Source organism: uncultured Odoribacter sp., from assembly GCF_937966165.1.
Taxonomy (GTDB): Bacteria; Bacteroidota; Bacteroidia; order Bacteroidales; family Marinifilaceae; genus Culturomica.
Window position 1 is genome coordinate 189,271 of the sequence record NZ_CALCLB010000032.1, and the last position, 14,702, is coordinate 203,972.

Below are 14,702 nucleotides of genomic sequence, written 5' to 3' on the forward strand. Positions count from 1 at the left end.
GAATTTTTCCATACGGAGATATTTTTCGACAATTCAGGTATAAAATTATCTGAAAAACGTTTGCATGAATTTTAAACCTAATCCTAAATGAGGAGAAACGACTTATATAAAAATATTATATCTTTGCAGAGATTATGGAAAAATCTAAGGCATTGATTATCGCAGTGGACGGTCATTCGTCTACGGGGAAAAGTACCGTAGCAAAATTGCTTGCTTCGCGTTTGGGTTATATTTATATTGATACGGGAGCCATGTACAGGGCTGTCACTCTTGCAGCAATGAGAAAGGGGTTGATAGAAGGGGAACAGGTGGATGAAGAGCGGTTGAAGGATTGTCTTCCGGAAATGCATATCTATTTTAAATATAATCTGGAAAACGGGTGTTATGAGACCTATTTAAACGGGGAATACATTGAGCCTTTTATCCGGACAATGCAGGTATCGGAAAAAGTGAGTTTGATAGCCCGGATTGGGTTTGTACGTAAATTTTTGGTAGAGCAGCAGCGGGAAATGGGAAGAAAGGGAGGAGTTGTAATGGATGGGCGGGATATTGGTAGTGTGGTATTTCCGGCTGCGGAAGTGAAATTCTTTATGACGGCTTCTCCTGAAGTCAGGGCTATGCGCAGATATAAAGAGCTTTTGGAGAAGGGAGAAAAAGTAAATTATGCCGAAGTTGAAGAGAATGTTAGAAGGCGGGATAATCTGGATGAACATCGTACGGAAGGGCCTTTGGTAAAGACTGCAGATGCTGTATTGATTGATAACAGTGAGATGACAGTTGAGGAAGAAATTCAGATGATGTTATCGAAAATAGAGGAAAAAAAGAGGGGAGAGGAAGGCAGAGGAGCATGAAATATTATTTTCATATCCGTATCGTTTTGTATGCAAGTAGAGATTGATAAAAATTCAGGTTTTTGTACGGGTGTCGTAAATGCCATACGTAAGGCGGAGGAAGAACTGCTGAAGGGGGATCTTTATTGTATCGGTGATATTGTGCACAATAACCTGGAAATGGAGCGTTTGCAGAAAAAGGGTTTGCAGACAATAGAACATGCGGAATTTGCGGAATTAACAAATTGCCGGGTACTTTTCCGGGCTCATGGGGAGCCTCCTTCTTCTTATGAGATTGCGTGCAGAAATAAGGTAGAGATTATAGATGCTTCCTGTCCTGTTGTGTTACATTTACAGCGCCGGATTCGGGAGGCTTACGAGGCGGTGAAAGGAGAGGGAGGGCAAATTGTAATATACGGAAAGCGTGGGCATGCTGAAGTAATTGGATTGGTCGGGCAGACAGAAGGAAAAGCTTTGGTAGTAGAGACAGAGGAGGATGTAAAGCAGATTGATTTTACAAAGCCGGTAGTTGTTTTTTCTCAGACGACAAAGAGTCTGGACGGGTTCCGGGCTATTTCTGCACTGATTCAGCAAAGGGGGAGAAAGAATGTGACTGTATATGATACGATTTGCCGTAAAGTAGCGAATCGGATTCCGCAATTGAGGAATTTTGCGAAAATGCACGATGTTATTATTTTTGTAAGCGGGAAAAAGAGTTCGAACGGAAAGCAGTTGTATACCGTATGTAAAGCAGTTAATCCCAGGACATATTTTGTCGAAAGTGCGGAAGAATTGTCCGAAGAAATGTTTGAAGGGGCTGACAGTGTGGGTATCAGTGGAGCTACGTCGACTCCTTTGTGGGTGACGGAAGAAATCCGGGACCGGATTTTAGGGAAAAATAAAAAGGGATAGGATATCTGGAAGATATTACGATAAAGAAAAAGCAATAAATTTTATATTATGGGAAAAATTAAAAGAATTGGAGTACTTACGTCAGGAGGAGATGCTCCGGGAATGAATGCTGCTATACGGGCAGTGGTGCGCTCGGCCATATATTATGGTTGTGAAGCTTACGGTATATACGGAGGGTATCAGGGGTTGATTAACGGAGATATTAAACGTTTGAGATCTCAGGATGTAAGTAACATCATTCAGCGGGGGGGGACTATTTTGAAATCGGCGCGTAGTGCAGAATTCAGGACTGAGGAAGGAAGAGTAAGAGCTGCTGAAAAATTAGCTGAGTACAAGATCGATGCGTTGGTAGTGATCGGGGGGGATGGTTCGTTTTCGGGAGCTCGTTTATTGATACAGGAGCATGATATTCCGGTAGTTGGTATTCCGGGGACAATAGATAATGATCTGTATGGAACCGATTCTACCATTGGGTATGATACGGCAGTGAATACGGCGGTAGAGGCTGTGGATAAAATAAAAGATACGGCCAGTGCTCATAACCGTCTTTTCTTTGTGGAAGTAATGGGAAGGGATGCCGGCTTTATTGCTCTGCGGGTGGCGATAGCTACCGGGGCAGAAGCTGTATTGGTACCGGAAATAGATACCGATATTACCGATCTGGAACATTTCCTTGAAAAGGATTATGATCCGAAACATTCCAGTGGCATCGTAATTGTGGCTGAGGGAGATAAAGCCGGAGGTGCGTATAGTGTCGCTCAGAAAGTAGGGGAAACTCATCCGGAATATGATATCCGGGTATCTGTATTGGGCCATATGCAGAGAGGAGGGTCTCCTTCCGCTTTCGACCGCGTATTGGCCAGTCAATTGGGAGTAGCTGCAGTAGATGCTTTGATGGACGATCAGAAAAGTATTATGGTGGGGATTATGAATAAAGAGATTGTACATGTTCCGTTCAATAAGACGATTAAAAATTCGAAAGGATTAAATCCTGAGTTATTGAATTTAGTAAAGATCCTCTCAAACCGTTAGTTAAATTCTTTTTGGACAGACGAAGCTGCCTGAAGTGAACTGAACTGTTTCCGTATTCCTCTTACCGGAGAAGGAAAGAGTCGGGGCATTCAGGCTGTTTTTATTTTAAGGTATAACCGTATTTACGGGAGGGTCAATAATTCCGGATTTTGGAGAAAGAAAGTTGTGTTTATCGGAATCTTCACTTTCAGATATCGGGAAAAATCCTTATTTTTACAGAAAATAAGCTGTATCAAAGCTGAATACTTACGGCTTTGTACAGCATTGTGGAAATTATCTCTGAGGAAAATCAAAAAAAATAATTGTGAAGTTTGCAGACATCATTATACCTTTGGCCGTAGAAGGAGTATTTACTTATGCTGTACCTGAAGTTTTAGAGGAAAAGCTCAGGGAGGGGATGCTTGTCGTTATTCCTTTTGTAGGAAATAAAAAATACACGGGTGTCGTATGCCGGATACATACGGAGGAACCTATTGGACATCGGATAAAGATAATAGAAGATCTGGCAGAAGAGGACATTTCTTTTTCTCCTGCTCATTTGCATTTTTTATGGTGGATTTCCGAATATTATATGGCTTTGCCTGGAGAGGTATTGAAGGCTGCTTTACCTGTTATTTTCCGTTTGGAAAGTTTTACCGATATCACTTTAACAGAAAGTGACATTGATTTTGCCGGTCTGACAGAAAATGAGCGGGCTTTGGTCTCCTTTCTGAAGAAGGGAGAGTATACGTCTCTCCGGGAGGCGGAAAAATACCTGAAGGTTAAAAATGGATGGCGATTGGTAAAAACCTTGCTGAATAAGGGATATCTGCAGATAAGGGAAAGTATTGATGATGTTTTTAAGAATAAAACAGAGAAATGGATCAGATGGGCCCGGGCTTTTAATGAATCGGAGTTGAATGCAATCCTGGATGGTTTAAAGCGGTCCCGGGTTCAATATCAACTAATATGCAAATGGATAGAAGCGGGGGAAGAGAGGATGGAAAAACAGCGTTTTTTGAAGGAATTCGGAGGATCTGCGGCTATCATAAAAGCTTTGTGTGAAAAAAATATATTGGTTCAGGAAGAAAAAATTGTCAGCCGGTTGGACACCGGTCCTCAGGAAAAACAAGAATGCCATACCTTATCGGTCAGTCAGCAGGAAGCTTTACAGCAAATACAGCATTATTTCCGGGAAAAAGAGTGTGTTTTGTTGCAGGGGGTTACTTCTTCCGGAAAAACGGAGGTATACATTCATTTAATACAGGAATATATTGCAGGGGGAAAGCAGGTATTATATATGTTACCCGAGATTGCGCTGACGGTGCAGATCATTAAACGGTTAAGGCGTGTATTCGGGAATACGATCGGGATTTACCATTCGGGTATGCCCGATCAGGCGAGAGCTGAATTGTGGAAAAAGCAGTGTGGTCCTGATCCTTATCCAGTTGTTTTGGGTGTACGTTCTTCCGTATTTTTGCCTTTTCAGCATTTAGGATTGATAATTGTGGATGAGGAACACGACGGCTCGTATAAGCAGAAAGAACCCTCTCCCCGTTATCAGGGACGGGATGCTGCCATTATGCTGGCGAAGTTGCACAACGCTAGGGTATTACTGGGATCTGCAACTCCTTCTTTTGAGACCTATTTCAATGTAAAGACAGGGAAATACGGTCATGTATCCCTTACTTCCCGTTACGGGAATATATTAATGCCTGAAATACAATTTGCTGATGTGGCTGAATACCGGAGAAAAAAGTTGATGAAAGGGACTTTTACGCCGCTTTTGTACCAGGAGATGAAAAAGGTGCTGGAAAAAGGGAAACAGGTGATTTTATTTCAGAACAGAAGGGGATATTCTGCATACCTGCAGTGTGATGTTTGTGGAGCGACGCTGAAATGTGATCATTGTGATGTGAGTATGACATATTACAAACAAAGGGATCTTCTGAGTTGCCGGTATTGTGGTAGTATAAAAAAGACAGAAGAGCTTTGTAAAGATTGCGGAAGAGGGCATTATCGGTTGCGCACCCCGGGGACGGAGAAAATAGAAGAAGAAGTGGGCCGGTTATTTCCGGGAATCCGGATTGCCCGTATGGATATGGAAGCTATGAATAGCCGGACAAAATACCGGTCGGTCATTGACGACTTCGAGCAGGGGAAAACGGATGTATTGGTCGGCACTCAGATGGTATCCAAGGGCCTGGATTTCGAAAATGTCAAATTAGTGGGGGTAATGGATGCCGATAGTATGGTAAACTTTCCGGATTTCCGAGCAGAAGAGCGGGCATATGAAATGCTAATGCAGGTGAGCGGACGCAGCGGACGGAAAGGAGAGAGGGGAAAGGTGATTATTCAGACGGCTGATTTACAGAACCGCATTTACGGAATGTTATCCGTTCAGGATTATGCTGCTTTCTATACCGAGTTACTGGCAGAAAGGCAGGCTTTTGCTTATCCTCCGTTCTATCGTTTGATTTTGGTAGAAATGCGGCACAAAGAAGTAATAATTTTGCGGAATGCGGCTAATCTTCTGGCTGTCCGGTTAAGGGAACAACTGGGCAGGCGGATTTGCGGACCGGCAGTACCGGAAGTGGGGCGTATCGGAGGAATGTACCGTTTGCAGATCATTGTAAAAATTGAGCAGGGTGCTTCTTATTCGAAGATCAAAGCATTTTTAAAACAAGAACTGGGAAGTTTACGGAAGGAAAAAGGCTGTGGGGGACTTCGGATGATCTGTGATGTGGATCCCGGATAAAGAGAGAAAACCATTGAGCCGGGATTTTACTGATTTCTATATATTTTTTCTTTTTCTGTAAACAGCTATTGAAGAAAAGAAGTACGTTATTTTTCTTAACCGTACCGGAGGGGACCCGGTATCTTTAACAGGAAAGTAATTCATTTAAAAATAAAGTTTAAAAGAAAAAATGAAAGACAGATCATTGCTGGTTTTTGCCATTATGACGATGGGAATTCTGGTATCTGCTTATGGTAGAATGCCGCAGGAAAGTATCTAGGCTACTAAAGCGGCCATAGAAAATGCTAAAAATGCTCAGGCTGATATTTAGATGGCTTATGAGTATAAAGCTTTAGAAGATTCTTAGAATGTTATGATGCAGAAAATTGAAGCAGAAAATTTAAAAATGATGAAAAATGATGGAGATTTAAAGCTGCAATTAGAGAAACTGGCGGTTCGTGCGGAAAAGATAACTGCTGTTCTTCCGCTCAGGAAAGAAATTGTAAAAACGGAAGCGCAGGCGATGGCGGATGCTGTAAAAGACAATCTGTCGGTCACCCGGGCTTTGTCATCTCGGGGCAGATTGTGCTGATTTTATAACACTTTTATTATCTTTGTGGCCGTTAATCAGCTATTATGAATTGGGATATTTATATATTTATTGCGTTTTGTGTGTTTATGCTCATGGTCGGGATGCGAATCCGGCAGCGATGGAACAACCGGAATAAAACTCCGGAAAGAAAGGTTAATAAAAACCAGCGTCCTAAAATGGCAGCTTCGGGCGAACCTCCGGAGGTGAAGGCGCGGCGTATCCGCCGGGAAAAACGGGTTCGTTTTTTTACCATTGCCCAGTTATTTGTTTTATTTGCCTTAATGGTCTATATGGCTCCTTCTTTGGTACGGGATCTCATGCTTCCTCAGGGAATGGATGTACCTAACTTTTTTTTACGTTGTTTGATTTTTGTATTCACAATTTACATATTTATTTTAGGCTATTTGAAAGCTTTTAAGCGGAAAAAGAAGGAAGAACGGGAAGAATAACGGAAAATCTTGAATCAGAGGTAAGTTTACCTCTGATTTTTTTTACAAAAATCTAAACGAAGGCTTAACTTTTTTTAACGGCAAGGAATTTAACATTTGCTTTAAATATAAGTAATTTTGATAGCGAAATAAAATGGGGAGGGGGAGAAGGGGGAAAGAAATCGGAATTGTAGGTTTATAATTAATAATAAAAATAATTTATGATGAATACTGTTGATATTAAAGCGTTGAATGATCGTATACAGCAGGAAAGTTCGTTCGTGGACATGATCGGTATGGAAATGAACAAGGTGATCGTAGGCCAGAAACATTTGGTGGAAGGACTTTTGATCGGATTATTGTCGGACGGTCATATTTTGCTGGAAGGGGTTCCGGGCTTAGCAAAGACTTTAGCTATTAATACGTTGGCTACGACTATAGATGCAAAATTCAGCCGTATCCAGTTTACACCCGATCTCTTGCCTGCCGATGTAATCGGAACGATGATTTACTCTCAGAAACGGGAAGAATTTGTTGTAAAGCACGGTCCTATTTTTGCAAATTTTATCTTGGCGGATGAAATCAACCGGGCTCCGGCTAAAGTACAGTCCGCTTTATTGGAAGCAATGCAGGAACGTCAGGTGACTATTGGCGATATGACCTATCCTTTGCCTGAACCTTTCCTTGTAATGGCTACCCAGAACCCGATTGAGCAGGAAGGTACTTATCCGCTTCCGGAAGCACAAGTGGACCGTTTTATGCTGAAAGTAGTGATTGACTATCCGAAAAAAGAAGAGGAAAAATTGATTGTACAGCAGAATCTGGAGAAGAACTTTCCGCAGGCGAACACCATCTTAAAACCCGCTGACATTATCAAGGCCCGTGAAGTGGTAAAAGATGTCTATATGGACGAGAAGATAGAAAAGTATATTATAGATATTGTATTCGCTACCCGTTCCCCAAAGGATAACGGTCTGGAAAAATTTAAAGATATGATTGCTTATGGAGGTTCCCCGCGAGCCAGTATCAGTCTGGCAAAGGCTTCTAAAGCTTTTGCTTTCATCAAACGCAGGGGATATGTCATTCCGGAAGATGTACGGGCTGTATGTCCGGACGTATTGCGGCATCGTATTGGTTTGACGTATGAGGCTGAGGCCAATAACATTACAAGCGAGGATATTGTAAACGAAGTGTTGAATACAGTAGAGGTGCCTTAGCAGAAAAAGGGCGGAAGGCAGAGAAGCTTTCCTATACGGAATTTTTCAACTTGTTGAACCTTTCGGTTTGGAATATGGAAACATCAGAATTATTAAAGCGAGTCAGGAAGATTGAGATCAAAACCCGGGGATTGTCCAGTAATATTTTTGCAGGAGAATATCATTCGGCTTTTAAAGGGAGAGGTATGACCTTTAGTGAAGTGCGGGAATACCAGTATGGGGATGATATCCGGAATATTGACTGGAACGTGACGGCACGTCACAACCGGCCTTATGTAAAGGTATTCGAAGAAGAAAGAGAGTTGACGGTAATGTTGCTGATCGATGTGAGCGGGTCCCGGAATTTCGGGACCGTGTCCAAGCTGAAGAAAAACCAGATCACTGAAATTGCAGCAGTGATTGCTTTTTCAGCTATCCAGAATAATGATAAAATCGGTGTGATCTTTTTTTCCGATAAGATTGAAAAATTTATTCCTCCTAAAAAAGGGCGTACTCATATCCTGCACATTATCCGGGAACTGATTGATTTCTATCCGGAGGACAGACAGACCAATATCGCAGCTGCTTTGGAATACCTGACGAATTCGATTAAAAAACGTTGTACTTGCTTTGTATTGTCGGATTTCATTGATTCCCACAATTTCGAACATGCTCTTTCTATCGCTAACCGCAAGCACGATGTAGTAGCGTTAAGGGTATACGATAGGAGGGAGAATGAATTGCCGGCTGTCGGGTTGATGTATCTGAAAGACGCAGAGACCGGAGAAACGATGTGGGTAGATACTTCCGATAAAGCTTTACGGGAACATTACCGTAAATTTGCCTGGGAAGAAGAACAGCGGCTGATTAATTCTTTCAAACGTTCGGGGGTAGATGTAGCGAATATCCGTTCGGATGAAGATTATGTGAGAGCATTGATAACATTGTTTAAGAAAAGAGCTTAGAAGACAGAAGGCTTGTCTTCCGGGAAAAGAACTTTTCCGAAAGGCAAAAGCTTTTAGATAAATTAAGGGATATGAGATTGAAATTACTGATATTTATAATCTCCCTGATTGCGGGAGCCGGTTTGGTAAAAGGCCAGAATCTCGAATACGGGGTGGGGGTGGATACCAATTATATGCTGATCGGTGATCAGCAGCACCTTACTTTCAGGGTAAAGAGTGCCACACCTGTCCGGATTGTCTTTCCGCAATTAAAAGATACGGTCACAGCAGGAGTCGAGATCATCTCAGGACCTGTAAGAGATTCCCTGAAAGAAAAAGACGGGAAATGGCTGATTGAAGAGAAGTATGTCATAACGGCTTTCGATACGGGGGTATATGTGATCCCTTCCCTGCCCATCACTGTAGAGGACGAAAATTACAATAATGTGCTTCGGACAGATCCGATTGCTTTTATTGTTAATACCTATAAAATAGATGAACAGCAGGGAATTAACGATATCGTGTCCCCTTATCCGATGCCTGTTACTTTTTTAGAAGTATTGCCTTCGGTTTTATTGGTACTGTTGGGGTTGGTTGTGCTGGCTCTGATCCTTTGGCTGATCGTTCGCCGGAGAAAAGAAAAGCCTTTGTTCCGGCGGGAAGAGCCTGTTATTCCTCCCTATGTGAAAGCAATTCAGGCGTTGGACGGGTTGAAAACTGAAAAATTGTGGCAGAGCGGAAAAGTGAAAGAGTATTATACCCGCTTGACCGATACCGTACGGGAGTATCTGGATGGGGAGCTGGGAATAGGAGCAATGGAACAGACTTCTCTGGAAACTTTGATGGCGTTGAAGGATTGTGCCCGGGTCAATGCTGAGGACCGGGAAAAACTGGCGGACTTGCTTCAGACGGCCGATTTTGTAAAATTTGCCAAGGCGACTCCCCTGCCGGATGAGAATACCCGGAACTTGAATATCGCTTATGAATTTATCCAGCACACCAATCAGAATGTGAAGGAACTGCAGCAGAAGGAAGAGTTGCAACAACTGGAGGAATTGGAGGAAGAGCAGCAGGAGACAATAGGTACTCTTTAAGGAATTGGAAAAACGGATTTAGAAATGAGATTGTCTTAAAAAATCGAATTATGTTTGGATTTGAATTTGCCAACCCGAAATATTTTTGGCTACTGGTATTGTTGATACCGGTGATTTTGTGGTATGTTTTTAAAGAGAAACAATCGCATGCGGACTTACAGTTCTCTTCTTTACGTGCTTTCCGGGGAATCCGGCATGCAGGAAGAGTATGGTTACGCCATTTGCTTTTTGCCTGCAAGGTATTGGCGATTGTATTTTTAATAATAGCATTAGCCCGTCCGCAGTCGAGTAACAGTTGGCAGACCTATTCCAGTGAAGGGATTGATATTGTATTGGGTTTGGATATTTCTACCAGTATGCTGGCCCGGGATTTTACGCCCGACCGTTTGGAGGCGGCCAAAGAAGTGGCCACTAAATTTATTCTGGAACGTCCCCAGGACCGGATTGGTTTGGTCGTATTTGCCGGAGAAAGCTTTACGCAATGTCCATTGACTACGGATCAGGCTGTTTTAGTCAACCTGTTGCGGGAGGTGCAGAGCGGAATGATAGAAGACGGAACGGCTATCGGATTGGGATTGGCAAATGCCGTTAACCGCCTGAAAGACAGTCCGGCAAAATCAAAAGTGGTTATTCTGCTTACTGACGGAGTAAACAACCGGGGGAGCATCGCGCCGGTGACGGCTGCCGAATTGGCTAAAACTTATGGAATACGGGTGTATACGATTGGAGTCGGGACCTATGGAGAAGCTCCTTACCCGGTGCAGACTCCTTTCGGTACCCAATTGCAGAATATCCCCGTAGAGATTGATGAAGCGGTGCTGAAACAGATTGCCAGCGTAACGGGAGGACAATATTTCCGGGCTACGGATAATGATAAGTTACAACAGATATACAATGAAATCGACCAGCTGGAAAAGAGTAAAGTGGAAGTAAAGCATTTCAGTAAACGGGAAGAACAATATTTCTGGTTCGGTTTAGTCGGAATGTTATTACTGCTGTCGGAAGCCTTATTGAGGTATACTTTGCTGAGAAAGATTCCTTAAAGGTAATTTGAGTGAAAATTGGATGAGATAGAAAAATGACTTTGGAAAAAGTCGGAAAAACAGAACGTTGCAGAGCAATAAAAAAAAGAGATTATGTTTAGATTTGCACATCCGGAATTATTATATCTTTTGCTTGTCATCCCTTTATTGATTGTATTTTACGTGGTGATGAGAAGCCGGAAAAAGAAGGCGATTGCTGAATTCGGAAATCCTGAATTATTGGCTCCTCTGATGCCTTTGCTTTCATTCAGGCGGGGAGCCTGGAAATTTACAATGATTTTGCTGGCTTTGCTTTTTGTAATTGTAGGAGTAGCTGGTCCGCAGTTCGGTTCCAAATTGCAGCAGGTGAAAAAGAAAGGGGTGGAGCTGATGCTTGTCCTGGATGTTTCCAATTCCATGATGGCGCAGGATATTAAACCCAGTCGTCTGGAAAAAGCCAAGCTGGCTATTTCCCGGATGATCGAAAAATTGTCTGACGACAAGGTCGGATTGATCGTATTTGCCGGAGATGCCTATGTGCAATTACCCATTACAACGGATTATTCTTCTGCCCGCTTATTTTTATCCGGTATCAATACGGATATCGTGCCTGTACAAGGGACTGCTATCGGGACTGCTATCGATTTGGCCGCCAAATCTTTTACTCCGGAGACCCAGACCTCCAAAGCAATCATTGTCATTACCGACGGGGAAAATCATCAGGACGATGCTGTAGCTGCCGCGAAAGAGGCCCGCAAAAAGGGAATATACGTACATACGATCGGAATGGGGCTGGAACAGGGAGCACCTATCCCCCAAAAGGGCAATCCGGGACAGTTTATGAAAGACGGACAGGGAAATGTCGTGGTATCTAAACTGGATGAGGAGACTTTGAGAAAGATAGCAAAGGCAGGAGAAGGATTGTATGTAAGGGCCAGTAATACAGATGTGGGGTTGAACACCCTTTTGGAGGAAGTGAACCGCATGGAAAAAACGATACTGGAAGAACGGGTGTATAGTGATTATGCTGAAAAATATCAATATTTCTTATTGATCGGTTTATTTTTTGTCTTTGTCGAATTTATGATTTTAGGCAGAAAGAACCGGCACTTCATGAAAATTCATATTTTCAATCCGGAACAAAAGAAAAAAGATATGTAAAGAAAAAGAATATGTAATGGTGCAGAGAATTGTGAATTGTTGATGTTGTTTTGGATTTAGATTTAGTTCGTATGATGATGAAAAGAGTAACTTTAATATTGTTTCTGATCGGTTTTGCTTTTAATGCAAGTGCACAGAAAGAACGGAAGTTTGTCCGGGAAGGAAATGATCTCTATGGTAAACAGGATTTTGAAAAGGCAGAAGTTGAATACCGGAAGGCTTTGGATAAGAAGACCGATTCTTACGAAGCTGCCTTTAATTTGGGAGATGCTTTATTCAAGCAGAAAAAATTCGATGAAGCTTTGCAACAGTTTTCTGATTTGGCAAAGGAGGAGACGGATAAACAAAGGTTGGGAGAGTTGTATCACAATATTGGAAACACTTTATTATCCATGCAGAAAACCGAAGAGAGCATTGAAGCGTATAAAGAATCGTTGAGAAACCGTCCGGATTCTCCGGAAACCAAATATAATCTGGAATATGCCCGCCGGAGGCAGCAACAGCAACAGAACCAAAACCAGGATCAGAATAAAGATCAACAGGACAAAAACCAGAATAAAGATCAGAATAAAGATCAGAACCAGGATCAGAATAAAGGGAAAGACAAAGATCAGAACCAGGATCAGAAAGATCAAAATCAGGATCAAAAAGACCAGAATAAAGATCAGCAGGACAAAGACCGGAAAGATCAGGATAAAAATCAGCAGAATAAGGACCGGCAGCAGCAGGATCAGCAGCCTCAGCAACAACCTGGGAAAATCTCAAAGGAAGATGCCCAGCGTTTATTAGAGGCTTTACAGAATGACGAGAAAAAGGTTCAGGAAAAAGTACAGAAAGAAAAAGTACAACAACAAAAGGCTAAAAAACAGAAAATCGAAAAAGATTGGTAATTTTGTGCCTTAAAATATAAGTCAATGGACTTAAAACGGATAAAGATGAGATTATTGGGTTTCATATTGTTGTTTTTTACGAGTCTGACCGTCTGGGGTCAAGGTGTAGAATTTGAAGCTTCAGCACCTTCGGTTGTGGAAGTCGGGGAACAATTCAGGTTAACTTATTCTCTGAATCGGAAAGGAACGAACCTGCAGGTCCCGACTTTGGAAGGATTCAATTTATTGATGGGACCGAGTACGGGTTCTTCTTCTTCTTTTTCCAGTATTAACGGTAAGGTAACGCAGAGTGTATCCTATACCTATACTTATGTTTTGGAGGGAACAAAGGAAGGAACTTTCCAGATTCCTCCGGCCACGGTAACTGTAGAGGGAAAAGAATACCGTTCAAATACCCTGTCGGTAGAAGTAGTGAAAGGAAGCGGAAATAATGCAAATCGTTTCGGCAGGAGAGGGGAACCGACAGAGCAGGCGGAAGGGAATGTGGCCGTCAATGAAAATAATCTGTTTGTAAAGGTGGATGTCAGCCGGCGGAATTTGTATATAGGTGAAAGTTTGGTGGCTACGATAAAAGTTTATTCAAAGGTCAATCTGGTCAGTTTTGGAAGAACGAAATTCCCTTCTTTCGACGGATTTTTGGCGGAAGATATCCCTACTCCCCAGCAAATAGAGCTAGTAAGGGAAACATACAACGGAGAAATATACAAAGTAGGCGTACTGCGGAAAGTGTTGTTGTTTCCCCAGCATACCGGGGAGATAACGATTGAACCGTTTGAAGTAGAATGTATTGTCCGTCAGCAATTGGCCAGTTCCCGTAGTTTTTTCGATGATTTTTTCGGGAATTACCGGGATATAAAGGCGTTGCGTTTAAGCCGGCCTGTGAAGATTAATGTGCGGGAATTACCCGTAGCAGGAAGGCCTGCCGGATTTAGCGGAACGGTTGGGAATATTTCTGTGCGGACTTCTTTGTCGGCCGATACGATACGGGCAAACGATGCTTTGACGTATAAAGTGACATTCAGTGGGGTCGGCAATCTGAAACTGCTTTCGGCCCCTGTCGTAAATTTCCCGACGGATTTTGAAAGTTATGAACCCAAGGTAACTAAAGATATTAAAACGGGAGAAAATGGTATGAGCGGGACTGTCACTTATGAATATGTACTGATACCGCGTTATGCCGGAGAGTATAGAATTCCGGCCGTAACATTCTCTTACTTTGATCCGGCAGCCCATTCCTACAGGAGCATTTCCGGGGAAAGTTATGATATACATGTACTGAAAGGAAATGTGAATACTTCCGGGGACAACACCACTGCTGTACAATCCTTTAAAAAGGAAGATGTACGACAGTTGGGACAGGATATCCGTTTTATCCGTACGGGCGATCTGCAACTGCGGCCTAAAGGAGGGAATTTCTTCGGGACAACAATTTATTGGCTGGCCTTTATCATTCCTTTCCTGCTTTTCGTTATCGGAGCCATCTTGAACCGGAGACGGATTGAGGCCAATGCGGATCTGGTAAGAGTGAAAAATAAAACAGCTAACAAAATGGCCCGGAAAAGAATGAAATCGGCTGCTGCAGCAATGAAAAACCGGAATACCGAGCAATTCTATGAAGAAGTGTTGAAAGCTTTGTGGGGATATGTAAGCTATAAACTGAATATTGATATGGCTGAATTGAACCGGGATAATATCAGCGATATTTTACAACGGAAATCCGTCGACAGTACATTGATTCAGGATTTTATCACCGTATTGGATACCTGCGAGTTTGCCCGTTATGCTCCGGCAGCCAACCCCAGTCAGGAAATGGATCAGGTATACGAAAATGGAATTGCAATCATTACCAAATTGGATAAGGCGATAAAATAAAGGGAAGAACCCT

At 42.5% G+C, this 14,702-nt stretch carries 13 protein-coding genes; all 13 read left to right on the plus strand.

All coding sequences use genetic code 11. From position 1 onward, the window contains the following. Positions 1-134: 134 nt before the first annotated feature. The 13 genes from cmk to Q0465_RS12605 all read left to right on the plus strand — a co-directional run bounded on the left by cmk (position 135) and on the right by Q0465_RS12605 (position 14,689). The gene (gene cmk / locus Q0465_RS12545; RefSeq protein WP_298616708.1) at positions 135-851 is read left to right on the plus strand and encodes a (d)CMP kinase; all 717 of its coding nucleotides are present in this window, start codon (positions 135-137) and stop codon (positions 849-851) included. A gap of 30 nt (positions 852-881) precedes the next feature. Next, on the plus strand, positions 882-1,742 hold the full coding sequence (locus Q0465_RS12550; RefSeq protein ID WP_298616709.1) for a 4-hydroxy-3-methylbut-2-enyl diphosphate reductase: 861 nt from the start codon (positions 882-884) through the stop codon (positions 1,740-1,742). Positions 1,743-1,790: 48 nt separating this feature from the next. Then, the gene (gene pfkA, locus Q0465_RS12555; RefSeq protein ID WP_298616710.1) at positions 1,791-2,774 is read left to right on the plus strand and encodes a 6-phosphofructokinase; all 984 of its coding nucleotides are present in this window, start codon (positions 1,791-1,793) and stop codon (positions 2,772-2,774) included. Between the two features lie 304 nt (positions 2,775-3,078). After that, positions 3,079-5,511 (plus strand): primosomal protein N', encoded by a 2,433-nt coding sequence (gene priA, locus Q0465_RS12560; protein ID WP_298616711.1) that lies wholly within the window; start codon positions 3,079-3,081, stop codon positions 5,509-5,511. A gap of 352 nt (positions 5,512-5,863) precedes the next feature. After that, positions 5,864-6,082 carry a hypothetical protein gene (locus Q0465_RS12565; protein ID WP_298616712.1) on the plus strand — a complete coding sequence of 73 codons (219 nt, stop codon included), beginning with the start codon at positions 5,864-5,866 and terminating at the stop codon, positions 6,080-6,082. A 44-nt stretch (positions 6,083-6,126) separates the two neighbouring features. After that, complete coding sequence (locus Q0465_RS12570; RefSeq protein ID WP_298616713.1) at positions 6,127-6,531, plus strand: hypothetical protein; 405 nt, start codon at positions 6,127-6,129, stop codon at positions 6,529-6,531. 200 nt (positions 6,532-6,731) lie between these two features. After that, on the plus strand, positions 6,732-7,727 hold the full coding sequence (locus tag Q0465_RS12575) for a MoxR family ATPase (protein ID WP_298616714.1): 996 nt from the start codon (positions 6,732-6,734) through the stop codon (positions 7,725-7,727). A gap of 74 nt (positions 7,728-7,801) precedes the next feature. Further along, positions 7,802-8,671 carry a DUF58 domain-containing protein gene (locus Q0465_RS12580; protein ID WP_298616715.1) on the plus strand — a complete coding sequence of 290 codons (870 nt, stop codon included), beginning with the start codon at positions 7,802-7,804 and terminating at the stop codon, positions 8,669-8,671. Between the two features lie 71 nt (positions 8,672-8,742). Next, positions 8,743-9,744: an LPXTG cell wall anchor domain-containing protein gene (locus tag Q0465_RS12585; RefSeq protein ID WP_298616716.1), complete on the plus strand. Its 1,002-nt coding sequence runs from the start codon at positions 8,743-8,745 to the stop codon at positions 9,742-9,744. A gap of 50 nt (positions 9,745-9,794) precedes the next feature. Next, positions 9,795-10,787, plus strand: coding sequence for a VWA domain-containing protein (locus Q0465_RS12590; RefSeq protein ID WP_298616717.1), 993 nt, complete (start codon positions 9,795-9,797; stop codon positions 10,785-10,787). Positions 10,788-10,880: 93 nt separating this feature from the next. Beyond that, positions 10,881-11,927, plus strand: a complete 1,047-nt coding sequence (locus tag Q0465_RS12595; RefSeq protein WP_298616718.1) for a VWA domain-containing protein — start codon at positions 10,881-10,883, stop codon at positions 11,925-11,927. A 71-nt stretch (positions 11,928-11,998) separates the two neighbouring features. Then, positions 11,999-12,817, plus strand: coding sequence for a tetratricopeptide repeat protein (locus Q0465_RS12600; protein ID WP_298616719.1), 819 nt, complete (start codon positions 11,999-12,001; stop codon positions 12,815-12,817). 45 nt (positions 12,818-12,862) lie between these two features. Beyond that, positions 12,863-14,689 carry a BatD family protein gene (locus Q0465_RS12605; protein WP_298616720.1) on the plus strand — a complete coding sequence of 609 codons (1,827 nt, stop codon included), beginning with the start codon at positions 12,863-12,865 and terminating at the stop codon, positions 14,687-14,689. Positions 14,690-14,702: the final 13 nt, after the last annotated feature.